This is a genomic window from Streptomyces sp. NPDC030296, from assembly GCF_055572815.1.
The window spans coordinates 150,955-175,121 of sequence record NZ_JBVICQ010000005.1 but is presented as its reverse complement, the minus strand read 5'-3'; the positions used below and the strand labels follow the sequence as shown (position 1 = coordinate 175,121).

15 protein-coding genes and 3 pseudogenes are annotated in these 24,167 nt (G+C 73.4%); 11 read left to right on the top strand and 7 right to left on the bottom strand.

The window, feature by feature from the left end:
• Positions 1-58 precede the first annotated feature (58 nt).
• Entirely contained in the window at positions 59-3,433 is a 3,375-nt protein-coding gene (locus ACZ4Z3_RS16220) for a pyruvate carboxylase (protein WP_468501593.1), read from the top strand.
• A gap of 40 nt (positions 3,434-3,473) precedes the next feature.
• Here ACZ4Z3_RS16220 and ACZ4Z3_RS16215 read toward each other — a convergent pair.
• Positions 3,474-3,893, bottom strand: a pseudogene (locus ACZ4Z3_RS16215) (ATP-binding cassette domain-containing protein); the annotation flags it as partial.
• Positions 3,894-3,963: 70 nt separating this feature from the next.
• Between ACZ4Z3_RS16215 and ACZ4Z3_RS16210 the strand changes: the two are divergent.
• Positions 3,964-4,098: pseudogene (locus tag ACZ4Z3_RS16210) on the top strand (cation:proton antiporter); the annotation flags it as partial.
• A 43-nt stretch (positions 4,099-4,141) separates the two neighbouring features.
• Here the strand turns inward: ACZ4Z3_RS16210 and ACZ4Z3_RS16205 are convergent.
• The 3 genes from ACZ4Z3_RS16205 to ACZ4Z3_RS16195 form a co-directional block, all read right to left on the bottom strand.
• Positions 4,142-5,392 (bottom strand): vWA domain-containing protein, encoded by a 1,251-nt coding sequence (locus ACZ4Z3_RS16205; protein ID WP_468501592.1) that lies wholly within the window; start codon positions 5,390-5,392, stop codon positions 4,142-4,144.
• The gene (locus ACZ4Z3_RS16200; RefSeq protein WP_468501591.1) at positions 5,389-6,651 is read right to left on the bottom strand and encodes an AAA family ATPase; all 1,263 of its coding nucleotides are present in this window, start codon (positions 6,649-6,651) and stop codon (positions 5,389-5,391) included. Before ACZ4Z3_RS16200 ends, ACZ4Z3_RS16205 begins: the two co-directional genes overlap by 4 nt.
• A gap of 64 nt (positions 6,652-6,715) precedes the next feature.
• Positions 6,716-8,131 carry a hypothetical protein gene (locus ACZ4Z3_RS16195; RefSeq protein ID WP_468501590.1) on the bottom strand — a complete coding sequence of 472 codons (1,416 nt, stop codon included), beginning with the start codon at positions 8,129-8,131 and terminating at the stop codon, positions 6,716-6,718.
• Between the two features lie 320 nt (positions 8,132-8,451).
• Here ACZ4Z3_RS16195 and ACZ4Z3_RS16190 point away from each other — a divergent pair, with 320 nt between their 5' ends.
• Together ACZ4Z3_RS16190 and ACZ4Z3_RS16185 are read left to right on the top strand one after the other, a co-directional pair.
• Positions 8,452-9,939 carry an MFS transporter gene (locus ACZ4Z3_RS16190; protein ID WP_468501589.1) on the top strand — a complete coding sequence of 496 codons (1,488 nt, stop codon included), beginning with the start codon at positions 8,452-8,454 and terminating at the stop codon, positions 9,937-9,939.
• A complete protein-coding gene (locus ACZ4Z3_RS16185; RefSeq protein WP_468501588.1) occupies positions 9,926-10,048 on the top strand; it encodes a hypothetical protein in 123 nt (40 codons plus the stop codon). The genes ACZ4Z3_RS16190 and ACZ4Z3_RS16185 overlap by 14 nt, the downstream gene beginning before the upstream one ends.
• A gap of 106 nt (positions 10,049-10,154) precedes the next feature.
• On the opposite strand, the gene ACZ4Z3_RS16180 is transcribed toward ACZ4Z3_RS16185, so the two are convergent.
• Positions 10,155-11,792: a cellulase family glycosylhydrolase gene (locus ACZ4Z3_RS16180; protein WP_468501587.1), complete on the bottom strand. Its 1,638-nt coding sequence runs from the start codon at positions 11,790-11,792 to the stop codon at positions 10,155-10,157.
• A 166-nt stretch (positions 11,793-11,958) separates the two neighbouring features.
• Positions 11,959-13,059, bottom strand: coding sequence for a GDSL-type esterase/lipase family protein (locus tag ACZ4Z3_RS16175; protein ID WP_468501586.1), 1,101 nt, complete (start codon positions 13,057-13,059; stop codon positions 11,959-11,961).
• Between the two features lie 552 nt (positions 13,060-13,611).
• Between ACZ4Z3_RS16175 and ACZ4Z3_RS16170 the strand changes: the two are divergent.
• Positions 13,612-16,931: pseudogene (locus ACZ4Z3_RS16170) on the top strand (S8 family serine peptidase).
• A 58-nt stretch (positions 16,932-16,989) separates the two neighbouring features.
• Here ACZ4Z3_RS16170 and ACZ4Z3_RS16165 read toward each other — a convergent pair.
• On the bottom strand, positions 16,990-17,568 hold the full coding sequence (locus ACZ4Z3_RS16165) for a TetR/AcrR family transcriptional regulator (protein ID WP_468501585.1): 579 nt from the start codon (positions 17,566-17,568) through the stop codon (positions 16,990-16,992).
• Between the two features lie 211 nt (positions 17,569-17,779).
• Here ACZ4Z3_RS16165 and ACZ4Z3_RS16160 point away from each other — a divergent pair, with 211 nt between their 5' ends.
• The 6 genes from ACZ4Z3_RS16160 (at position 17,780) to ACZ4Z3_RS16135 (ending at position 24,139) form a co-directional block, all read left to right on the top strand.
• Complete coding sequence (locus tag ACZ4Z3_RS16160) at positions 17,780-18,343, top strand: 2Fe-2S iron-sulfur cluster-binding protein (protein WP_468501584.1); 564 nt, start codon at positions 17,780-17,782, stop codon at positions 18,341-18,343.
• The gene (locus ACZ4Z3_RS16155) at positions 18,340-19,332 is read left to right on the top strand and encodes an FAD binding domain-containing protein (RefSeq protein WP_468501583.1); all 993 of its coding nucleotides are present in this window, start codon (positions 18,340-18,342) and stop codon (positions 19,330-19,332) included. The genes ACZ4Z3_RS16160 and ACZ4Z3_RS16155 overlap by 4 nt, the downstream gene beginning before the upstream one ends.
• Complete coding sequence (locus ACZ4Z3_RS16150; protein WP_468501582.1) at positions 19,329-21,452, top strand: xanthine dehydrogenase family protein molybdopterin-binding subunit; 2,124 nt, start codon at positions 19,329-19,331, stop codon at positions 21,450-21,452. Before ACZ4Z3_RS16155 ends, ACZ4Z3_RS16150 begins: the two co-directional genes overlap by 4 nt.
• Positions 21,445-22,587 carry an XdhC family protein gene (locus tag ACZ4Z3_RS16145; RefSeq protein WP_468501581.1) on the top strand — a complete coding sequence of 381 codons (1,143 nt, stop codon included), beginning with the start codon at positions 21,445-21,447 and terminating at the stop codon, positions 22,585-22,587. The genes ACZ4Z3_RS16150 and ACZ4Z3_RS16145 overlap by 8 nt, the downstream gene beginning before the upstream one ends.
• Before the next feature lie 130 nt (positions 22,588-22,717).
• Positions 22,718-23,041 (top strand): hypothetical protein, encoded by a 324-nt coding sequence (locus tag ACZ4Z3_RS16140; protein WP_468501580.1) that lies wholly within the window; start codon positions 22,718-22,720, stop codon positions 23,039-23,041.
• 120 nt (positions 23,042-23,161) lie between these two features.
• The gene (locus ACZ4Z3_RS16135) at positions 23,162-24,139 is read left to right on the top strand and encodes a peptidoglycan-binding domain-containing protein (protein ID WP_468501579.1); all 978 of its coding nucleotides are present in this window, start codon (positions 23,162-23,164) and stop codon (positions 24,137-24,139) included.
• Positions 24,140-24,167 lie beyond the last annotated feature (28 nt).

Here is a 24,167-nt window from a genome sequence, read left to right as displayed (position 1 = left end):
ACGTGGGCTACATTGCCGCGACCATGGTGTTCCTCATCGCAGGCCGAAGGGATCAGGGATGCTCCGCAAGGTACTGGTCGCCAACCGTGGCGAGATCGCGATCCGCGCGTTCCGCGCCGGGTACGAAGTGGGCGCGCGGACGGTCGCCGTCTTCCCCCACGAGGACCGCAACTCGCTGCACCGGCTCAAGGCCGACGAGGCCTACGAGATCGGTGAGCCGGGCCATCCCGTACGGGCGTATCTCTCCGTCGACGAGATCATGCGCGCGGCCCGCCGGGCCGGCGCCGACGCCGTCTACCCGGGCTACGGCTTCCTGTCCGAGAACCCGGAACTCGCGCGGGCGTGCGAGGAGGCGGGCATCACGTTCGTCGGACCGAGCGCCCACATCCTGGAGCTGACGGGCAACAAGGCCCGCGCCGTCGCCGCCGCCCGCGCGGCCGGCGTACCGGTGCTCGGGTCCTCCGAGCCCTCCACCGACGTGGACGAACTGGTGCGCGCCGCCGACGAGATCGGCTTCCCGGTGTTCGTGAAGGCGGTCGCCGGCGGCGGCGGGCGCGGCATGCGCCGCGTCGAGGAGCCCGCGGCGCTGCGCGAGGCCATCGAGGCGGCGTCCCGCGAGGCCGCGTCCGCCTTCGGCGACCCCACCGTCTTCCTGGAGAAGGCCGTCGTCGAGCCCCGTCACATCGAGGTGCAGATCCTCGCCGACGGCCACGGCAACGTCATGCACCTGTTCGAGCGAGACTGTTCGGTGCAGCGCCGCCACCAGAAGGTCATCGAGCTGGCGCCCGCCCCGAACCTCGACCCGGAGCTGCGGGAACGCATCTGCGCCGACGCCGTACGGTTCGCCCGGGAGATCGGCTACCGCAACGCGGGCACCGTCGAGTTCCTCCTCGACCGCGACGGCAACCACGTCTTCATCGAGATGAACCCCCGCATCCAGGTCGAGCACACGGTGACCGAGGAGGTCACCGACGTCGACCTCGTGCAGTCGCAGCTGCGCATCGCCGCCGGCGCGACCCTCGCCGACCTCGGGCTCTCCCAGGAGACGGTCACCCTGCGCGGCGCCGCCCTCCAGTGCCGTATCACCACCGAGGACCCCGCGAACGGCTTCCGCCCCGACACCGGCCGCATCAGCGCCTACCGCTCGCCCGGCGGCTCCGGCATCCGCCTCGACGGCGGTACGACCCACGCCGGCACGGAGATCAGCGCCCACTTCGACTCGATGCTGGTCAAGCTCACCTGCCGGGGCCGGGACTTCACCACCGCCGTCAACCGGGCGCGGCGCGCCGTCGCCGAGTTCCGCATCCGCGGCGTCGCCACGAACATCCCGTTCCTCCAGGCCGTCCTCGACGACCCGGACTTCCAGGAGGGTCGGGTCACCACGTCGTTCATCGAGCAGCGCCCGCACCTGCTCACCTCCCGTCACTCCGCCGACCGCGGCACGAAGCTCCTCACCTATCTGGCCGACGTGACGGTCAACAAGCCGCACGGCGAACGGCCCGCCCTCATCGACCCGGCCGGCAAGATCCCGGCCGTGCCCGCCACGGAACCGCCCGCCGGTTCGAAGCAGAAGCTCGTCGAACTGGGTCCGGAGGGCTTCGCCCGCTGGCTGCGCCAGTCGCCGACCATCGGCGTCACCGACACCACGTTCCGCGACGCCCACCAGTCGCTGCTGGCGACCCGCGTCCGCACCAAGGACATGCTCGCCGTCGCGCCCGCCGTGGCGCGGACCCTGCCTCAGCTGCTCTCCCTGGAGTGCTGGGGCGGCGCCACCTACGACGTCGCCCTCAGGTTCCTCGCGGAGGACCCCTGGGAGCGGCTGGCCGCCTTCCGCGAGGCCGTGCCGAACATCTGCCTCCAGATGCTGCTGCGCGGCCGCAACACCGTCGGCTACACCCCGTACCCGACGGAGGTGACCGACGCCTTCGTGGAGGAGGCCGCGCGCACCGGCATCGACATCTTCCGCATCTTCGACGCGCTCAACGACGTGAGCCAGATGCGGCCCGCCATCGACGCCGTACGGGCCACCGGGACGGCGGTCGCCGAGGTCGCCCTCTGCTACACCTCCGACCTGTCCGACCCGGCGGAGAAGCTGTACACCCTCGACTACTACCTGCGGCTCGCCGAGCAGATCGTCGAGGCCGGCGCTCATGTCCTCGCCGTCAAGGACATGGCGGGCCTGCTGCGCGCCCCGGCCGCCACCAAGCTGGTGTCCGCGTTGCGCCGCGAGTTCGACCTGCCGGTCCACATCCACACCCACGACACCGCGGGCGGACAGCTCGCCACCTACCTCGCCGCGATCCAGGCCGGCGCCGACGCCGTCGACGGGGCCGTGGCGTCCATGGCCGGGACGACCTCGCAGCCCTCCCTGTCGGCGATCGTCGCCGCCACCGACCACTCCGACCGGCCCACCGGCCTCGACCTCAGGGCCGTCGGCGACCTGGAGCCCTACTGGGAGAGCGTCCGCAAGATCTACGCCCCGTTCGAGGCGGGCCTCGCCTCACCGACCGGGCGCGTCTACGACCACGAGATCCCCGGCGGCCAGCTCTCCAACCTGCGCACCCAGGCCGTGGCCCTCGGCCTCGGCGACCGCTTCGAGGACATCGAGGCCATGTACACCGCCGCCGACCGGATCCTCGGCCACCTCGTGAAGGTCACCCCGTCGTCGAAGGTGGTCGGCGACCTCGCCCTGCACCTGGTCGGCGCCGGGGTGGCCCCGGCCGACTTCGAGGCCACCCCCGACCGGTTCGACATCCCCGACTCCGTCATCGGCTTCCTCCGCGGTGAACTCGGCACCCCGCCCGGCGGCTGGCCCGAGCCGTTCCGCACCAAGGCCCTCCAGGGCCGCGGCGAGGCCAAGCCCGTGCGGGAGCTGACCGCCGAGGACCGCGAGGGCCTGGAGAAGGACCGGCGCGCCACCCTCAACCGGCTGCTGTTCCCCGCCCCGACCCGCGAGTTCGAGACCCACCGGCAGACGTACGGCGACACCAGCGTCCTCGACAGCAAGGACTTCTTCTACGGGCTCGGCCCCGGCAAGGAGTACGCCGTCGACCTGGAACCCGGTGTGCGGCTCCTGATCGGCCTGGAGGCCGTGGGCGAGGCCGACGAGCGCGGTATGCGCACCGTGATGGCCACCCTCAACGGCCAGCTGCGGCCCATCCAGGTCCGTGACGCCGCCGCCTCCTCCGACATCCCCGCCACCGAGAAGGCCGACCGCTCCGACCCCGGCCATGTCGCCGCCCCGTTCGCGGGAGTGGTGACCCTCGCGGTCGCCGAGGGCGACGAGGTCGAGTCCGGCGCCACCGTCGCCACCATCGAGGCCATGAAGATGGAGGCCGCGATCACCGCCCCGAAGGCCGGACGGGTGTCCCGGCTCGCCATCAACCGGATCCAGCAGGTGGAGGGCGGAGACCTCCTCGTCGAGATCCGCTGAGCGGGAACGGCGCCGCCCACGTCCGCACGGGGCGGCGCCGTCAGCCACTCCGACCGCCGGTTCGTCGCCCTGGACCCGTGGGGTCACCACGCCCTGTCGGTGCGGCGGTGGCCATGAGGGAGGCGGTGAACGGGTGCCGCGGCGCCGTCAGGACCCGGTGGGTCGGGCCCTGTTCGACGATCTGCCCCTCGTCCAGGACGGCGACGCGGTGGGCGACGGCCGCCGTGTCCAGGTCGTGGGTGATCAGGACCAGGGAGAGGTCGTCATCGCCGTCGAGGAGTCCGGTGAGGACGTCGAGGATGCCCCGCCGGGTGACGGTGTCGAGCCCGGAGGTGATCCCGTCGCAGAGGAGGACGCGCGGGTGGGCCAGGAGGGCACGGGCCAGGGCGGCGCGCTGGAGTTCACCGCCGGACAGCTGGGCCGGGCGGCGGCGCACCAGCTCCGCCGGCAGGCCCAGGCGTCAGCACGGCGTGCGCCCGCCGCTGCCCGCGCGCGTTCAGCGGGAAGTCGGCCAACGCGCTCACGGCGGCGGGTTCATGCTGTTCATGGGCGCCGCGATGTCCGTCACCGCGTTCCCGGTGCTGGCCCGCATCCTCACCGACCGCGGGATCCGCCACACCTGGCTGGGCGCCGTCGCGCTGGCCTGCGCCGCGATCGACGACGTGCCACACGCCCGGCGGCCCAGGACCTTCCGGACGCCGCCGCCCCCTACCCGATCTCGACCACCCGTGCCCAGTCCGGCGGTGAGTCCGGCACGTAGTCGGGGTCGTCCTCGTCCCAGGAGTGGCCGTGCCGAGGGAACAGGCCCACCACCGTCCGGCACGCGGGCCGGCTCGACGGCCACGGTGTCTGACCGTCGGTGAGGACCACGACGACATCGGGCCGGGGCCGCGACCGCAGCGCCCGGGCGAAGCCGCTCCGCAGATCGGTGCCCCCGCCGCCCACCAGGGGGATGCCCTCCGCCCGGCACAGCGGATGGGCGATCCGGGCCGCCGCGTCACAGGGCACCACGGTGACCAGGTCCCGTCTCCCGCCTACCGCACGGGAGATCGCGGCCACCTCCAGCAGCGCACCGCCCAGTTCGGCGTCGCTGACCGACCCGGAGGTGTCGATGATCACCGAGACCCGGGGCGGGGTCCGCCGCAGACTCGGCAGCACCGCCCCCGGCACCCCCGCCGACCGCCGGGACGGCCGGCCATAGGTGTAGTCGTCGCCCCCGCCCGCGACGGCGACCGCCGCACGCACCGCCGCGCCCAGCAACTCCCGCCACGGCTGCGGCGGATGGAACGCGTCCTCCGCCCATCGCCGCCACCCCTGCGGGGCGTGGCCCGGGCGCCCCTTGATGCCCTGGGCCACCCGGAACCGGACCCCGTCCTTCTCCTGCTCGCTCAGGCCGTGCGCCCCGTCCGGGCCGAGGTCCCACTCCCGCTCCAGCCCGTCGGCGCCGCTGCCGCAGTCCAGCCAGGCCAGATCGTTCATCAGCGGCCCGAGCCGGAACAGCCGCAGGTACTCCTCCATGAGCAGCCCCTCGCGCAGCCGCAGGGTCGCCGGCTCGACGGCGCCCTCCGGCTTGACCAGCCCGTCGCCGAACGCGTCGTCGTTGATCTCGCAGTCGGCGGCGATGTTGATCCGCAGCCGGTCCCCGCGGCCGGTCAGCCCGAGCTCCCTGGCGATCCGGTCGCCGCGCCCGTGGTGGTCGCGCAGCAGATGGGACACCTCGTGCACCCAGACGCCCGCCAGTTCCTCCACCGGTGTGCGGTCCACGAAGGCCGGGGAGACGTAGCACCGCCAGTGCGGGTCGACGGCCATGGTGGGCACCTGCCGGGACACGACGGGATGCAGCGCGAACAGCGCCGTCGCCAGATAGGGCCGCGCCCTGGCCGCCTGGAGCCGGGCCGTGAACAGCTTGTCGCGGTCCAGCGCCGCGTCGAGGCGCGCCCTCGTCGTGCCGGCGCTCATCGGCGGACCTTCGTCGCCGCGGCGGCGCGGCTCGCCGCCTCGTCCGCCCGCCGGGACAGCGCGACCACTCCGGCGAGCTGCTCGATCTCCGTCGGCACGTCCCAGTCCCCCCGGCGCAGCGAGGCGAGCGTCGTCGCGGGGACGACCACCAGATCCGGGGCGCCCGTCTCCAGCGCCCGGACCAGCAGCGCCCACGCGGCGTCCCAGCGGGACTTCTCCGGGCGCGCCCGCACGGCCGCCACCACCCCGTCGAGCACCGCCTGACGCAGATCCCCCCGGTCGGGCAGCACCGCGCCCGCCGGGTCCGCGAGCAGCTCCTCGGGGTCCGGCAGGTCCATCCGGTCCAGGCTCGCCAGCAGCTCCAGTCCCGGACCGTCGCCGACGGTGCCCCTGACCAGCAGGGACAGGACGTCGCGGGAGACCCCGGAGGCCGTGGCGAAGGCGATGAGCCGCAGGGTCATCTCCCAGCTGCGTGGCGACGGCCAGGCGCCGCCCCGCCGGCTCTCGCTGTTGGGCAGCTGGTGCACCAGCTTGGGGCGGGCCGCGAGCAGCCCGCACACCGCGCGGCGGGCGTGGTCCACGGCTTCCGGGAGCCGCTCCGGGGCGAGCCGGGGCAGGGTCGCGCGCGGCCAGGTCCCGCCGAGACCCCGGACGACGACCTCGTGGTCGTGGGTCCATTGCAGGTGCACGAACCGGTTGGCGAGCGGCGGGCTCAGCTCCCAGCCGTCGGCCGCCGAGGACCGGGGGTTGGCGGCGGCCACGATCCGCACCTCGGGCGGCAGTTGGAGCGTGCCGATCCGCCGCTCCAGCACCAGCCGCAGCAGGGCGGCCTGCACGGCCGGCGGCGCGGTCGACAGCTCGTCCAGGAACAGCAGGCCCCGCCCGGCCCGCACCAGGCGCACCGCCCAGTCCGGGGGGGCCATCGGCACCCCCTGCTCGGCGGGGTCGTCGCCCACGACGGGCAGGCCCGAGAAGTCGGACGGCTCGTGCACGCTCGCGATCACCGTCGTCAACGGCAGGTCCAGCGCGGCGGCGAGCTGGGTCAGCGCCGCCGTCTTGCCGATGCCCGGCTCACCCCACAGCAGCACGGGCAGATCGGCGGCGACGGCCAGTGTCAGCGCCTCCAGCTGGGTGTCGGGCCGGGGTTCGGTGGTCGTGTCGCGCAACAGGGTCAGCAGGGCGTCGGCGACGTCGAGTTGGGAGGCGAAGGACACCTCCGCGGAGGAGGAAACAGGGGCAAAGGGTGCGTAAGTCGTCATGGGTGATCACCTGTGGTGTGTGGTGGGGCGGGCCGGGGCCCGGAGGAAGGGGGGTGCGGAAAGGTCAGTAGAAGAGCGCGTCGCGTGAGCGGCGGGCACGGGTGGGGCGGCGGCGGTCGTCCAGACGGATGCGTTCCGGGCTGGGACCCATCAGCCCCGTCCGGTACAGCCCGTAGATGATGCGCCGCCGCGCGGCCGCCTCCAGCTCGTCCCGCAGCGGGCCGTCGCGCAGCACCGCCTCGGGACCGAGCAGACCCTCGACGACGGCCAGCGCACCGGCGGTGTCCCCGTGGTCCAGCCGTTCACGCACGCCGGACAGACCGTCCGGGCGGCGGTGCGCCCGGTCGATCGCCTGGAGGCAGGGCAGGGGAGTGCCGGTCAGCGCGACGAGCAGTTCCTCCCGCCGGATCTCGTCCGGATCGTGGTCCAGCGGCGCGAGCACCCCGTCGACCAGCCCGATCCGGTGCCGTTCCCCCCGGCACTCCACGACACGCGGTTCCCCGGCGGGGTCCGCCGCCCGGGGCGGCCCGACGGGCACATGTCCGGGTACCAGCGCCGAGGCGACCAGCGGATGCAGCCGGTCGGCGTCGATCGCCCCGGAGCGCAGCAACTCCAGATCGGGCGGTACCCAGGTCGCCGCGTCGGGCAGCACCGGCAGGGGAAGGGCGGCGCCGTCCCCGTCGGACGCCACCTCGATCCGCGGGGCGGGCGATCCGGCGCCGTCCGGACCGTCGTCGAGGTGCAGGAGCAGCCGGCGCCGCGCCCCGAGCCGTACGAGGACGGGCCCGCCGGACCGGCCCTCGGCGGCCAGCACGATCCGTGCCTCGTCCGCCCACCGGCCCACGGCACAGCCGTACTCCGCTGGCACGGCCCCCGACGCCTCCCCGCCCGCCAGGACCGGGCCGTCCGCGGACGGCTGGCCGGCCCCGGAACGCGGGCGCAGCTCGGGGGCCCTGCGGGCGTCCCACAGATGCCGGTGCAGATCGAGTCGGTAGCGGCGGCTGGGCCGGGGATGCGGGTGGCGGCACGCGTCGGGCGCCGCGCGGGCCCCGGCGGATCCGTCCCACAGCGCGAGCTCGATCCGCTGGCCGGCGTCCGCCCAGGCGGGCGGGGTCCGCACCACGAGGTGCACCGGGTACGGGCCCGCGCGCCCCTCGGCGCCGTACCGGGCCAGTGTGATCGTCAGCCCCGGCCGCAGCAGCCCGTCGGGGGCGATCCTCGGCAGGTGCCAGCGCAGCAGGTCCGGAGCGAGATGCCGCAGGTCGGCCCGTAGCCGGGCGGCGACATCCTGGCCGTGGCGCAGGGCGACGGTACGCGGATGGAGGTCGAGGTCGATGCCGGCGGCGGCACAGGCCCCTGCCCAGTCGCCGACCTCGCGGCGGGCGGTGGCGGTCTCGATCATCGACGGCGGCACGGCGAACCGGCGCACGCGCGACCAGAAGGAGAGTCGGGAATCCCCGTTCGCGACATGAGTGAGCATCAGCACTCACCTTGCGCGGACGGGACCCCCATTCTGTCAACGGAATGAGTCGTCATCGCGGTGAGCATAGCCCTCACCGTCCGCACGCCGGTACAGGTTTTCGACCCGCGGTTGCCCCGGGTGGCGATCCGAGTGGTGACCTGAGTGGCCCGAGTGGTGAGGGGCATGGCGCGGGCGTACGGTCGAACAACGGACGCATGAGTGGGCCTTCCGTCCACGTTCCGCCGATCAGTGCCGAGCGACATGCCATGAGCAGCGATCCTCAGTCGACCTCCCCAGTAGAGACCACCACCCGGGAATCAGGTGGTGGAGGGAGCGCGATGGCGCTGCTGGTGATCGCCTCCTGCCAGCTGATGGTCGTCCTCGACATCACGATCGTGAACATCGCGCTGCCGGACATCCAGCGCTCCCTGGACTTCTCCACCACCAGCCTGGCCTGGGTGGTGAACGCCTACACGCTCACCTTCGGCGGTCTGCTGCTGCTCGGTGGCAGGGCCGGTGACATCCTCGGCCGACGCCGCGTCTTCATCTTCGGCGTCCTGCTGTTCGTCCTGGCCTCCCTTCTGGGGGGCCTCGCCCAGAACGCCGGTCAACTCCTCGCCGCCCGAGCCCTCCAGGGTGTCGGCGGCGCCATCGCGTCCCCCACCTCCCTCGCCCTGATCAGCACGACCTTCCGCGAAGGCCCCGAACGCAACCGGGCGTTCGGCGTGTTCGCGGCGGTCTCGGCGGGCGGCGGCGCGATCGGGCTGCTCGCGGGGGGTGTCCTCGTGGAGTGGCTCAACTGGCGGTGGGTGCTGTTCGTCAACGTGCCGATCGGCCTGCTCATCGTGCTCGCCACTCCCCGCTGGATCCGGGAGTCCGAGCGGCACCCCGGCCATTTCGACGTCACCGGCGCGCTGACCTCCACCGCGGGCATGGTGCTCCTGGTGTACGGGTTCATCCGCGCCGCCCAGGAGGGTTGGCGGGACGCGCTGACGCTGGCGTCGTTCGCGGGCGCCGTGGTCCTCCTCCTGCTGTTCGTCCTGGTGGAGAAGCGTTCCCGGCAGCCGATCACGCCGCTCCACATGTTCGCCGACCGCAACCGCGCGGGCACGTACGGCATCATGCTGTGCCTCGCCGCCGCCATCTTCGGCATGTTCTTCTTCCTGACCCTCTTCGTGCAGAACGTGCTGGACTTCAGCCCGTTGGCCACCGGGTTCGCGTTCCTGCCGGTCAGCGCGGTGATCGCGATCGGCGCCGGGCTGGCGTCGCGGTTCCTGCCCGTGTACGGGCCCAAGCCGTTCATGGTGGTGGGCGCGATCCTCGCGGCGGCCGGCCTGGGCTGGCTGACCCTGACCGACGTGCACTCCACGTACGCGGGCAGCGTCCTCGGCCCGATGCTGGTGTTCAGCCTGGGCATGGGCATGGAGTTCGTCTCCCTGACCCTGATGGCCCTGTCCGACGTCGCCACCCAGGAGACCGGCGCGGCCTCCGGGCTCCTCAACGCCACCCAGCAGGTCGGCGGTTCCCTGGGCCTGTCCATCCTCGTCACCATGTACGGCACGGCCAGCAGGAACGAGGCGGAGGACCAGATCCCCCGCTTCCTCTCCCAGGCCACCCCGCTCGAACGCCTCCAGTTCGAACGCACCGGCCAACTCCCGCCGCCCTACAGCGACGAGATCCTCACCGCCGGCGTCTCGGCCGCGTTCGTCATGGCCGCGATCTTCACGGTGATCGCCGCGCTCATAGCCGTCCTCGCCATCCAGGTCCGCCCGTCCGACCTGGAACGACTCAAGGGGGACGGGGCGGGACCGGGTGGCGCGGCGTAGGTACAACGGCAAGGTCTGCAAGGCCAGGTGGGGGACGAAGGGCAGTGCTCCGGGCACCGGGGCCGACTCCGACCATGAGCCCTGGAAGCTGATCGGCAGCGCCGGCTGACCGTTCGCGGCGCCGGAGGGCGCCCGCCGTCATGGGACGGCGGAGCCGAAGCACCACGGGCCGGGGCGAGCGGTGACACCGCTCGCCCCGGCCCGCGGCGCGGGGATCATGCCGACGCGCAGGCGGCTCCGTTGAGCGAGAACGCCGTCGGTGCCGGGTTCGTGCCGCCCCTGCCGGCCGTGAAGCCGAGGGTGGCGGAGCCCGACGCCGGGATGTTCGCGGTGTAGGGGGCCGAGGTCACGGTGACGTCGGCGCCGCTCTGCGCCACGGTGCCGCCCCACAGGTTGGTGACCCGCTGGCTGTCGGGGAACGACCAGCGCAGGGTCCAGCCGTTGACCGCCGAGGCGCCGGTGTTGCGGATGACGATCTCGCCCTGGAAACCGCCGGGCCACTCGTTCGTCACCCGGTAGCCGACGGAGCAGGACGCCGTAGTGCCGCCGGACGGTGTCGTGACGCTCACCGTGCCGGAGCGCGGCGAACGGTTCCCGGCCGCGTCACGGGCGTAGACGGCGAACACGTACGACGTCGACGGCGCCAGCCCGGTGAGGGTGGCGGACGTGCCGGTGGTGGTCGTCACCGGTGTCTCCGTCGTGCCGTTGACGCGGACCACGTCGTAGCCGGTGACACCGGTCGCGTCGGTCGCGGCGGCCCAGGCCAGCCTGGCCGACGACGAGGTCACCGACGACGCGGTCGGGGTACCTGGGGCGGTCGGGGGAGTGGTGTCGCCGCCGCCGGAGGAGGCGTAGATCGCGGCCTCCTTCGAGGTGGCGGCGATACCGTTCGCACCCTCGAAGAGTCGCCGGCCCCAACTGGTCAGCTGGTTCGGGTCGAAGTTCGTGACCAAGTCCAGATACTCGACGCCGCCGCCGTTGCCGCTCCACGACCAGCCCAGATAGCCGAGGCCGAGCTGCTGGGTGGTGGCCAGGATGGTGTCCTCGTCGGGGTTGCCGTCCGAGTGGTCGTGCCCGAACTCGCCCACCACGATGGGGAGTTTCGCGGCGACGAAGCGGCCCAGGTAGTCGGTGATCTCGGCGGCCGTGTCGAAGACGCCGTACATGTGGATCGAGAAGATCGTGTTGGCGTCCGGGTCGGCGGCGAAGACCGACGCCGCGTTGTCACGCATCGTGAACGCCCAGTCCTGGCCCCAGTTGGGGGCGTCCACCATGATCGTGTGCTGGAAGCCGGCGGCGCGCAGCTTCTGGATCGCCGCCTTGGTGTCGGCGGTCCAGCCCGCGTAGTTGTTGTTGCCGTACGGCTCGTTGCCGATGTTGACGATGACGTAGTCCTCCTGACCGGCCAGCGCGCTCTGCACACTGATCCAGTAGTCGGCGGCCCGTGACAGCGTGACGGCTCCGCTCTGCTCGCCGTAACCCGTGGTGTCGTGCACCTCCAGGACGCAGACGAGCCGGTTCTGCTTGCACCGCGCGACCACGCTCGCCACCTCCGCGGTGTCGTTGCGCGTCCACCGGTCACCGCTGGAGAGCACCACGCGCGCCGTGTTGGCGCCCTTGGCCTTGATGTGCGACAGGGAGCTGGTCTGGTTCGCGTACCAGGTGTGGGCGTGGTTCACGCCCCGCATCACGAAGTCGTTGCCGGAGCGCTCCAGCAGCCGGCCGTTCTGGATGCGGAAACCGGTGGGCGCGGCCTGCGCGGACGGGCCGGTCGCCAACAGGGGCAGCAGCAGCCCGAGGAGGGCCGCGGCCACTGTGGCCACACGGCGGACGGTCGGCGTACGGGTTCTCATCGCGGCTCCAGGTGAGGTGGGGGTGGGGAGAAGGGGGGCGTGAGGGTCGTCCGTCGGTGTGTGTGGGGGGCGGTGCGGGACGGCCGTCACCCGGCGGCGGACGGCGCCGCCGTCCGGGCGACGGCCGCTACGGGCCCCGGCCCGCATCGTTCGGCGGGGCCCACCGTCATCTGCCGGCGACGCCCCTCGCCGTGCAGGTGACGGTCGCCGACGGTGTCCCGGAGGTCGTCGAGGTGTCGGCGATGAAGCCGAACGTGGTGCGGGCGCCGGGGGCGAGCGTGCCGTTCCAGTGGGCGTTGGTGACGGTGGCCGTCCCGTCGGCCGCCGTGCTCATCGTGCCGTTCCAGACCTGGGTCAGCCGGGCCCCTCCGGCCGGTACGACGGTCGCGGTCCAACCCGGGACGGCAGAGGCGGACGTGTTGGTCACCGTCACCTCGCCCTGGTAGCCGCCCTGCCAGACGTTGACGGCACGGAAGGCCGTGGTGCACGGCCCGTCGCCCGGGTCACCGGGGTCGCCGGAGCCCGGCTCCAGCAGGGCACTCAGCGCCGGGTACCAGCGGGCGGCGATCTTGTTGTCGCCGGTCGCGTTCGGGTGCACCCCGTCATAGGTGTGGGCGGCCGTGTCGAAGCCGGTCCATTGGTCGACGACGGTCACCGGCGAGCGGCTGGTGGTCGTCGCCTGTGCCCAGGCCGGGATCCGCGCGTTGAAGTCGACGACGCGCTGCGCGCAGCCCGCGCAGGTGCTGGGGTTCATGGGGATGATCTGGGCGACGAGGATCCTCATGTCGGGGTTGGAGGCCCGCATCTGCCCGACGAGCTTGGTGTAGGCGGCGAGGATGCGGTCGGGGGAGACGCCGCTCCACACATCGTTCGTGCCGAAGTGCATGACAACGATGTCCGGAAGGGTCGCGGCGAGCCGTGCGGGCAGCAGGTTCCGGTCCGCCACGTCGGTGACGAGTTCGCCGCCGTGGCCCTCGTTGTCGCCGTCGTGGGCCTGCCCGCAGCCCTGGGGGCCGAGGGTGCCGACGAAGTCGATGTCCGTGTAGCCGGCGCTTCGCAGCCGGTTCCACAGCACGGCTCTCCAACAGCCGGGCGAGCCGGTGATGGAGTCGCCGAGCGGCATGATGCGCACCGGATCGGCGGCCGGTCCCTTCGCCGTGGCGGCTGAGGCCGGCGGCGCGAGGGGGAGGGTGAGGGGAAGGAGCAGGGCGGCCGACAGGCCGAGAAGCGGAAGGATCCGGGTGGGGGAGTGGCGGGTGCTGCGCATGGTGTTCCCTTCCCTGGTGAGATGGGAGCGCTCCCATGGGAACATGCCACTGTTGTCATTTACGCGTCAAGACGTGTGCGTTGTACGGTCCAATTCCCTTGTGATCAAAGGCAGTTGACCCTCTTAGAAAACGATCACCTCTTCGGTGCCGTGTGACGCGTTCCTTCGTTCACATTCGCATCTCCTTCAACACCCCCCACTTCGAACGGAGTTCGTGTGACCAGACCACGTGTCCCGGCATGGACGGGCGGCGCCCTGGCCGCCGTCCTGCTCGTGACCACCCCGAGCGGGTTATCCGCCGCGGCCACCCCCTCCAACCCCTCCAATCCCTCCACCTCCTCGACTCCCTCCGCCCCGGCAGCCACCCCCGCCTCCCCGGCGGTGGACGGAGCCGTCTCGCTCAAGGGCAAGCGGTTCACCCTCGTCACCGGCGACGTCGTGACCGTCGGCGCCGAACGGGGCGAGCCCCGCGTCGACATCGAGCCCGGCGAGGGCCGCGAGGGCATCGGCTTCGTCCGTCGGGGCAGCGGCGCCGACCTCCAGGTCATCCCCATGGACGTGGCGCCGCTGGTCGCCACCGGCGCCGTCGACGACCAGCTCTTCGACCTCGGCGCCCTGCACCGCTTCGGCTACGACGACGGTGCCCTCGGCGACCGGGGCCTGCCCCTCATCGTCCGCCACCGCGGCCCCCGGCTGCCCGCCGCCACCCGCGCCGATGCGCTGCCCGGGAAGACGGTGGCGCTGGAGTCGATCGACGCCACCGCCGTGACCCTGCCCGAGAACGACCGCGGCGCCCTGTGGCGGACGCTCACCACCTCCGAGGACGGCGCCGACCCCGCACTCGCGCCCGCCGTGCGGAAGGTGTGGCTGGACACCCCCGTCGAGCTCACCGGCGAAGGGAGCGCGGCCGACGAACCGGAGGCCACCCCGGACGGCGACGTCGCGGTCTCCGACCCGGTCGGGCAGATCAACGCCAAGGGCCTCAGAGCGCGCGGCCTCGACGGCCGTGGCGTCAAGGTCGCCGTGATCGACACCGGGGTGCGCGCCACCCACCCCGACCTGGAGCGGCGGGTCTCCAAGGCGGAGAACTTCATCTCCTGGGACGACGAGAAGAGCGACATCGACGGCCACGGCACCCATGTCGCCGGATCATCGCCGGGACGGGCGCCGCGTCCGACGGCCGGTACGCCGGTGTCGCGCCCGGCGCCGAGATCCTGAGCGCCCGTGTGCTGTCCGGCCCGATCGGCTCCGTCTCCCACGTCATCGACGGTATGGAGTGGGCGGCCGACGAGGGCGTCGACATCGTCAACATGTCCCTAGGCGCACGGGCGTTGAGCGACGGCACCGACCCCTGGTCGCTGGCCACCGACGCCCTGCTGGAGCGCGGTGTGCTGCCCGTGGTGGCCGCCGGCAACGACGGACCCCGCTCCTACACGGTCTCCCCGCCGGCGGCCGCCGAGGGCGCGCTGGCCGTGGGCGCGGCCGGCGGTGACGACGCCGTCGCGAGCTTCTCCAGCCGTGGCCCCCTCTTCGGCGACCACAGCGTCAAGCCCAACATCAAGGCTCCCGGTGTCGCCGTGACGGCGGCCCGCGCCAAGGACACCCCCATCGGTGACGTCGACCCGGCCGGCCCCGAGGGCCCCGTCGACGACGCCTACACCCGGCTGTCCGGTACGTCCATGGCCTCGCCCGCCGTCGCCGGTGCCGCCGCCCTCGTGATGCAGGCCCACCCCGACTGGACGCCCCGGCAGGTGGCCCTCGCCCTGGTGTCCAGCGCCCGGCCCGGTGCCGGCGAGAGCGTCTACGACCAGGGCTCCGGACTGGTCGACGCCGAACGGGCGGTGGACCAGCGGGTCACGGCCACGTCGTCCGCCCTGGACTTCGGCCGGCTGTCCTGGCCGCGCGCCGCGGAGGACACCCGGCGCAAGGTGTCCTTCACCAACGAGACCGCCGAGGACATCACCCTCGACCTCACCCTCGACGTGAAGTCCACCCGTGGGAACCTGCCCACCACTCTGCTCGCCCTGGCCGAGGACCGGGTGGCCGTCCCCGCCGGGGGCACGGCCTCCGTGGCCGTCGAGTTCCACGACAACGGCATCCGCACGGGCGGCGCCCTCTCGGCCCTGCTGACCGCCGCGTCCGGCTCCACGGCCGTACGCGTCCCGGTCGGCCTCAGTCTCGAACCCGAGAGCCACCAGCTCACCCTCAACCTCCGTGACCACCTGGGCGAGGGCGCCGACGGCATCTCCCTCGTGGACCTCCTGCCGCTCGACCGGTCCCTGGAGCCGTTCGAGGAGCCGCAACTGGCCACCCTCGGCTCGAAGATCGAGGTCCGGGTCCCCGCGGGCACCTACGCCGTCTCGGCGTTCATCGGCCGCCACGAGGACGACTCGTACTGGTTCGACAGCGACATCGTCCTCGCCGGTGAGCCCCGCGTCCGCGTCGACAAGGCGACCGAACTGACCCTGGGCGGCACTGCGGCACGCAGACTCGCCCACAAGGTCGACGACCGCGAGGCCGAGAACATCTACCGCCAGGTCGGGGTCGCCCAACGGCAGGCGAAGGCCCCGGCGGGGGAGCGCGGCCCTCTCTCCCTCCACACCGACGTGCAGTTCAGGCACCGGGCGCCCGACTGCTGGGCGGTGCCGTCCAGGACCCGCGCCAAGGGCAACCGGTACACGGCGTACTTCCGCGAGGACCTCGCCGAGGGCTATCTGTACGGAAAGGCGCCCGACGGCGCCCCCGGCGACGGCGAGTACTCCTACCCGACGGCCACCGGGCCGGTGTACCACCTCGCAGCCTTCCGCGAGGGCCGCGTCCCGGCCGACCTCACCGGACGGGTCAGGGACTCCCAGCTCGCGCGAACCAAGGCGCGCTACCACGCCGCCGAGCGGACCGGTGACTTCGACGGGCCCTTCCCACTGAAGTCGAAGCTGGCCACCGCGACCGTGAAGGGCGTTCCGGTCGGCGGACGACGTGTCAACGTCCCCTCGCCCGGCACCCGTACCGAGTTCTTCACCGCGTCCGAGGACGTCGCCTGGGCGCAGGAGCTGCGGTGGGGCTGGCAGAACGCGGACAGCTTCGACCCGCTGGAGCACCGGGCGCTGCTCACCCGGCCCGAGGTCTTCCGGCCCGGCCCCCGCACCGAGCACTGGAACCGTCCGGCGGGCGCCCCCGCACTCGCGCCCGACGGCCGCCGGCTCACCCGGACCGGGGACACCGTCACCGTGGACCTGCCGCTCGGCGGCGACTCCGACCCGAGGCACCTGTTCACCAGCGACGATCTGTACGCCACCTACTCCTACACCCTCAGCCGCGGCGGCGAGCAGCTCGGCAAGAGCCGCGACGGTGCGGAGGAGTTCCCGCGGAACACCGCCCTCGCGGCCTGGGAGGTGCCGGCGGACACCGGGACGTACACCCTCAGGGCCCACGCCGACCGCGGCCAGTGGAACGCCGTGAGCACCGAGGTCGACGGCGTGTGGACGTTCCGCTCGGGGCGGACCGCCGAAGGGACGACGGCCGCGCTGCCGCTGACCGGTGTGCGGTTCGCGCCGCCGGTCGACACGTGGTCCCGTGTCGCGGACCGCCGTACGGTCGCCGTGCCGTTCACGCTCCAGCGGACCGGTGACCAGGCACGGGGGCGGGTGCGTGCGCTGACCGTCGAGGCGTCCTTCGACGGCGGTGCGACGTGGCGGCGGGTGCCGGTGGTGAAGAACCGGGCGCTGATCGCGCATCCCTCGCTCGCCACGCTGCCCGCCGAGCATCTCGACCGCAACGGGCACGGCTCCGTCAGCCTCAGGGTCAAGGGCACCGACCGGGCGTCGACCTTCGCGATCACCGTGAAGAACGCGTACAAGCTCAAGAAGTCCTGACCCGGCCGACCGCCGGAGGGCCGCCGCACCCGAGAGCGGCCGGCTCTCCGACGGTCTCTCACCGCTTCGGCGCCCCCGCGCGCAGGGCGTCCATGACGAGATCCAACAGACGGCCGGCCCGGGCCTGCCAGTCCTCGCTCGGGCCGATCTGCCAGAGCCCCGCGATGGCGAGGAAGAAGTCGTCCGCGCTCACCCCGGGCCGGATGGTGCCGGCCTCCTCGGCCGCGCGCAGCAGCACCTCGGCGGCCGCGAGCACCGGGGCGGGGCCAGGTTTTCCGGGGCTTCCCGGGGCCCCCGCGGCCTGCCGGATCGCGTCCGCGAGCCCGACCTTGGTGAGGGCGAACCGGGCCAGATGGTCCATCCACTCCCGCAGCGCCCGGTCCGGCGGGTGGACCGCGAGCAACTCGGCCGCACTGTCGGCGACCTGCTGCATCTCATGCCGGTAGAGCTCCAGGACGAGAGCCTCGCGGTTCGGGAAGTGGCGGTAGAACGTGCCCTGCCCGACGCCCGCCTTCTTGGCTATGGCGTTCAGCGGCGCGTCCGCGCACCGGGTCAGTTCCTCCAGGGCGACCGCCAGGATGCGCTCGCGGTTCCGTCGCGCGTCGGAGCGCAGAGGCGGGTCCTTCTCCTCTGTCACGCGTCCTCCTCACCGGCCCCTGGCCGGAATCCGTCCTTGTTGATCCGGACACCTGTCCGTTAGGTTGTCCGGGTAGACGGACACCTGTCCGCTTGCTGCATCCTAGCGCTGCCGTCGCGCCGCGCGGCACTCTACCGCCCCTGTCCTCGCACACCTCTGCCTGCCGGAGCCTGCCTCGGGCGCGTTCCGGATACGCGAAAGAAGGCTGTTCATGTCCTCAGCCCCCTCCTCGACGTACAGCGCCGTCACCCTGACCGTCAACGGCGAGAAGCACACGCTGACCGTCGACCACCGCACCACCCTGCTCGACGCCCTGCGCGAGCGCCTCGACATGACCGGGACCAAGAAGGGCTGCGACCAGGGGCAGTGCGGTGCCTGCACCGTCCTCGTCGACGGGCGCCGGAACGTCTCCTGCCTCCAACTGGCCGTGGCGGCCGAGGGCCGGGAGATCACCACCATCGAAGGGGTCGCCGAGGGCGACCGGCTGCACCCGGTGCAGGAGGCGTTCCTCGAACTGGACGGCTACCAGTGCGGCTACTGCACCCCCGGCCAGATCTGCTCCGCGATCGCGGTGATCGAGGAGCACGCGGCGGGCTGGCCCAGCGCCGCCACCGACGACGTACGGCCCGAGGCCGGCCCACCACCCCTCACACCGGAGGAGATCCGGGAGCGCATGAGCGGCAACCTCTGCCGCTGCGGCGCGTACGTGTCCATCGTGGAGGCCGTGGCCCGCGCCGCCGCCGACCGCTCGGCCGCCAAGGAGGTCGCCGCGTGAGGGAGTTCGACTACCGGCGCGCCCATGACGTCCCCGGCGCCCTCGCCCTGCTCGACGCCGACCCGGAGGCTCGCTTCCTCGGCGGCGGCACCAACCTCGTCGACCTGATGAAGACCGGCGTGGAACGGCCCGCCCGGCTCGTCGACGTCCGTGACCTCCCGCTGGACCGCGTCGAGTCCACCCCCGACGGCGGGCTGCGGATCGGCGCGACCGTCACCAACAGCGACCTCGCCGCCCACCCCGAGGTCCGCCGCCGCTACCCGGCGCTGACGCAGGCCGTCCTCGCCGGCGCCTCCGGACAGCTGCGCAACATGGCCACCGTCGGCGGCAACCTGCTCCAGCGCACCCGCTGCGGCTACTTCGCCGACGTCACCAAACCGTGCAACAAGCGCGTGCCCGGCAGCGGTTGCCCCGCGATGGAGGGCGAGCACCACAACCACGCCGTCCTGGGCGCCTCCGAGCACTGCGTGGCCACCCACCCCTCCGACATGGGCGTGGCCCTGGCGGCCTTCGACGCCGTCGTGTCCTACGAGACCCCGGACGGGCCGGGCGAGCTGCCCTTCGCCGACTTCTACCTGCCGGTCGGCGACACCCCGCACCGGGAGACGGCCCTGCCGCCCGGCGCGCTGATCACCGGCGTCACCCTGCCGCCCGCGCCCGTCGCCGCCCGCTCCCGCTACCGCAAGGTACGCGAGCGCGCCTCGTACGCCTTCGCCATCGGCTCCGTCGCCGCCGCCCTCGACGTCCGTGACGGCGTCGTGCACGACGTGCGTCTGGCCTTCGGAGCCGTCGCCTCCCGGCCCTGGCGGGCCCGTACCGCCGAACGCGTCCTCATCGGCGCGACGGCCGACGCCGAGACCTTCGCCGCCGCCGCGGACGCCGAACTGGCCGCCGCCCGGCCCCTGCCCCACAACGCCTACAAGGTGACCCTGATGCGCAACCTCGTCGTGGCCGAACTGACCCGACTCACCGAGGAGGCCGCCCGATGACCACCGCCCCCGCCGCCCGCCACCGGGCCGTCGGCAGCCCGCACACCCGCGTCGAGGGCCGCGACAAGGTCACCGGAGCCGCCCGCTACGCGGCCGAGATCCCCTTCACGGGACTCGCCCACGGCTGGCTCGTGCTCTCCACCGTCGCCCGCGGCCGGATCCGCGGCCTCGACACCGCGCCCGTGCTGGCGATGCCCGGCGTCCTGGCCGTCCTGCACCACGGCAACGCCCCGCGCGTCGAGACCGACTACCCCGGCCTCATGGGCACCGAGCCGGACCCGACCACCGCCGTCTTCCAGCACGACCGGGTGCCCCACCTGGGCTGGCCGGTGGCGCTGGTCGTGGCCGAGACCTCCGAGCAGGCCAGGGAGGCCGCCGAGTCGCTCGTCGTGCACTACGACCAGGAGCCGCACGACATCGAGTTCGCCGCCGACCACCCGCGGGCGTACCCCGCGGCAGGCTTCGGTCCGGCGACCACGGAGAAGGGCGACCTGGAGGCCGAACTCGCCGCGTCCGCCGTCGTCGTGGACGCCGAGTACACCACCCCCGAGGAGCACCACAACCCGATGGAGCCCCACGCGGCGACCGCCCGCTGGGAGGACGGCCGCCTGGAGGTCGTCGACTCCAACCAGAGCACCATGTGGGTCGCCGGGGAACTCGCCAACCTCTTCTCGCTCGACCCGTCCGCCGTGCGCGTGCGCTCGGAGCACGTCGGCGGCGGCTTCGGCAGCAAGGGCGTCCGCGCCCACCAGGTGGCCGCCGTCATGGCCGCGACCGTCCTCCAACGCCCTGTTCGGGTCGCCATGACCCGCCGTCAGATGTTCTCCCTCGCCGGCTACCGCAGCCCCACCGCCCAGCGGATCAGGCTCGGCGCCGACGCGGACGGACGGCTGCGCGCCCTGGAACACCGCTGTCTGAGCCTCACCTCCACGGTGCACGAGTTCATCGAGCCGGGCAGCGGGCCGTCACGCGTGATGTACGACGCCGACGCCCACCACACCGTGAACAGCATCGTTCGCCTCGACATCGGGACCCCGACCTGGATGCGCGCGCCGGGCGAGGCGCCGGGCTCGTTCGCTTTGGAGTCCGCGTTCGACGAACTCGCCGAGAAGCTCGGCGTCGACCCGATCGAGCTGCGTCTGCGCAACGAGCCCGAGCGCGGCCCCGCGTCGGGTCTGCCCTTCGCCGGCCGCAACCTGGCCGCGTGCCTGCGTGAGGGCGCCCGCCGGTTCGGCTGGGCCGACCGTGACCCGCGCCCCGGAGTCCGCCGCGACGGACGCTGGCTGCTCGGCACCGGCACGGCGGCGGCCTCCTTCACCGCGGGCGCCGGGCCCTCCACGGCGGCCGTCACGGCCGAGGCCGACGGCACCTTCACCGTGCGGATCAACGCGGCGGACATCGGCACCGGTGCGCGCACCGCGCTCACCATGGTCGCCGCCGACGCGCTGGAGGTCACGCCGGACCGTGTCCGGGTGCGGATCGGCGACAGCGACTTCGGCCCGGCCATGATCGCCGGCGGCTCCACGGGCACCCGCTCCTGGTCCTGGGCGATCAACCTCGCCGCCGCCGAACTACGGGAACGGCTCACCCCCGGCGGCACCGTACCGCCCGAGGGCATCACCGTCCGCTCGGACACCACCGCCGCTCTCGGCGCCCTCGCGCAGAAGGAACGGCACTCCTACGGCGCCCAGTTCGCCGAGGTCGCCGTCGACCCCGCCACCGGCGAGGTCCGCGTCCGCCGTATGCTCGGCGTCTTCGCGGCCGGGCGGATCGTCAACCCGCTCACCGCGCGCAGCCAGTTCACCGGCGGCATGATCTGGGGCATCTCCATGGCCCTGCACGAGGAGGCGGTACGGGACCGGGCCACCGGCGGCCACTACGGCGCCGATCTCGCCGCCTACCACGTGGCCGCGCACGCCGACGTGCCCGCCGTCGAGGCGCACTGGGTGGAGGACCACGACCCGGACGACCCCGTCGGGATCAAGGGCATCGGGGAGGTCGGCATCGTCGGCGCCGCCGCGGCCGTCGCCAACGCGGTCTGGCACGCGACCGGTGTACGCCACCGCCACCTGCCCATCCGGCCCGACCGGGTCCTCCTCGCGGGAGCCCCGGATGCTTGACCTCGCCGCCGAGCTGCACCGCTGGGCCGAGGAGGGGCGGGACTTCGCCGTCGCCACCGTCGTCTCCGTCGGCGGCAGCGCGCCCCGGGAGCCCGGGGCCGCGCTCGCCGTCGACAGCGAGGGCACGGCCATCGGCTCGGTCTCCGGTGGGTGCGTGGAGGGCGCGGTGTACGAGCTGTGCCGGCAGGCTCTCGCGGACGGTGAGGCGGTCCTCCAGCGGTTCGGGTACAGCGACGAGGACGCCTTCGCCGTCGGGCTGACCTGCGGTGGTGTGATCGACATCCTGGTCACGCCGGTCACCCGGGCCGCCGAGGACGCCCCGGTGTTCCGGTCGGCGCTCGCGGCCGTCGCCGGGGACGGGGCGGCCGCCTTCGTGCGGGTCGCCCGGGGCCCGGCCGAACTCCTCGGCAGGGCCCTGCTCGTACGGCCCGACGGGGGGTACGAGGGCGGGCTCGGCGGCCACCCCGAGCTGGACGGGACGGCCGTGGCCGAGGCCCGGGCGATGCTGGACGCCGGGCTCACCGGCACCGTCGACCTGTCACCGGACGGATCGCACTGCCCCGGCGGGCTCACCCTCCTCGTGGAGTCGTCCGTCCCGCTGCCCCGGATGATCGTGTTCGGCGCGATCGACTTCGCCTCGGCGCTGGTCCGCGCGGGCAAGTTCCTCGGCTACCACGTGACCGTGTGCGACGCCCGTCCCGTCTTCGCCACCAGGACCCGCTTCCCGGAGGCCGACGAGATCGTCGTGGACTGGCCGCACCGCTACCTCGGGCGCACCGAGACCGACGCGCGCACCGTCCTGTGCGTGCTGACGCACGACGCCAAGTTCGACGTGCCCCTGCTGAGGACGGCGCTGCGGATGCCGGTCGCGTACGTCGGCGCGATGGGCTCCCGGCGCACGCACGCCGACCGGGAGCGCCGGTTGCGCGAAGTGGGCCTGAGCGTGCGGGAGCTCTCCCGGCTCAGGTCCCCGATCGGGCTCGATCTGGGGGCCCGTACGCCCGAGGAGACGGCCCTGTCCATCGCGGCGGAGATCGTCGCCAGCCGGCGCGGCGGCACGGGCGTACCGCTGACCGGATCGGGCACTCCCATCCACCGGGCGGCGGGGGAGCGGGGAGCCGTGGCGGCGGCCTGAGCGGTGGGAGCGGTCCGGCGCCCGCACCGCGCGGGTGCCCACGCGGGACTGAACACCTGAGTATCCGGAGCGCCGCGAATGAGTACGCGGTCAGGTGCCGGGCCGCCCCCACCGCTGGTGCACTGTCGTCATGGACACGCACACCCCGCGCCCGCGCCCCCTCCGGCACGTCACCGCCACGGCCACCGCCACCGGCTCGGCCCTCGCCGTGGTGCTGATCCCGCTGGTGGTCGGCGCGTTGGTGGCCCGGCAGCTCGGCGGTGACCCGATGGCGTCCGTCAACGCGCTCATCGCGGGCGGCGGTGAGCGGGCCAGGCTCTCCCCGGATCAGCTGCCGGTCCTGCGGACCCTGCGCACGGCGCCCCGCAGGACGGTCGGCCGGCTGACCCGTCGGCAGCTCCTGAACCGTGGCGCGCGCGATGACTCGACGACCGGTCACGTCATCTCGCGCTGAGCCGGGTTGGCCATTTTTCGATCTCCCGTACGAGTTCTGGTTCGAGTTTCAAGCAAATCTTGGGGATTTCGTGTAGAAGACAGTGAGAACTCCGGAAGACCGTTCGAAGTGAGTGCGCGCGTGAGTGAACCGACAGGCCCTGTCTGCCCCCAGTGCGGTACGCCCCGGGCGGCGGACGGCACCCCGGCCTGTTCCTGCGCAGAGCAGGCGTCCGAGGCCCACCGCGACTCCCGAACGACGCAGGCGGCGGCCGCCGAGGACTTCGACCCCGTACGGATACGGCCGTTCGTGAAGGTCGGCGACGACCCTGCCGGCGCCCACGACACGGCCGCCGCACCCGACTCCTCCGGCGCACCCGACGTCCACGACACCGTCGGCCTCCACGACCCGGCGTACGCGTCCGACATCCCCACGGAGGAGCTGCCTGCTCATGCCGAGTACCCGGGGGCGCCGGGTACCCCGGACGAGCGGCTCGCCGTCGGAACCGGCCGTCCCGAGGGCGGGCGGCGACGCCGAAGAGCGCTCGCGGTGGGGGCCGGAGCCGCCGCGGTGGCCGCCCTGGTGGCGGCCGGCCTCGTGAGCGGCCTCTTCTCGTACGACGCGCCCGAACGGGACGGCTCCCTGCCGGACGAGGTCCGGGCCCGGCTCCCGGAAGCGGCCTCCCAGGCATCCGAGGAGGACACGACCCCGACGCCCACCCCGTCGGGCACGGCCTCACCGAGCCGGTCGACGGGCACCCCGAGCGTCTCCGAGGACGCGACCCCGGACGAGAGTTCGGCCGTCCCGAGCGGCTCCGGCCGCCCGACCCGGACCCCGTCCAACAGCGGCGCCACCCGCACGTCGGGCCCCGGACCGACCGGGAGCGCCGAGCAGAACCCCGTCCTCGGCCTCGGCGACCAGGGCCCCGAAGTCACCGAACTCCAGCTCCGTCTGCGCCAGGTCGGCCTCTACAACGGGGACGCCGACGGCGAGTACGACCGGGAGGTCGAGAGCGCCGTCCGCGGCTACCAGCTCACCCGCCTCGTCCTCGACGACGAGTCGGGCGTCTACGGCACGCCGACCCGTACCGCGCTCGAGTCCGAGACCTCGGAGCCGTGATCCGCGCCGACCTGTCTCCCGCTCGCCT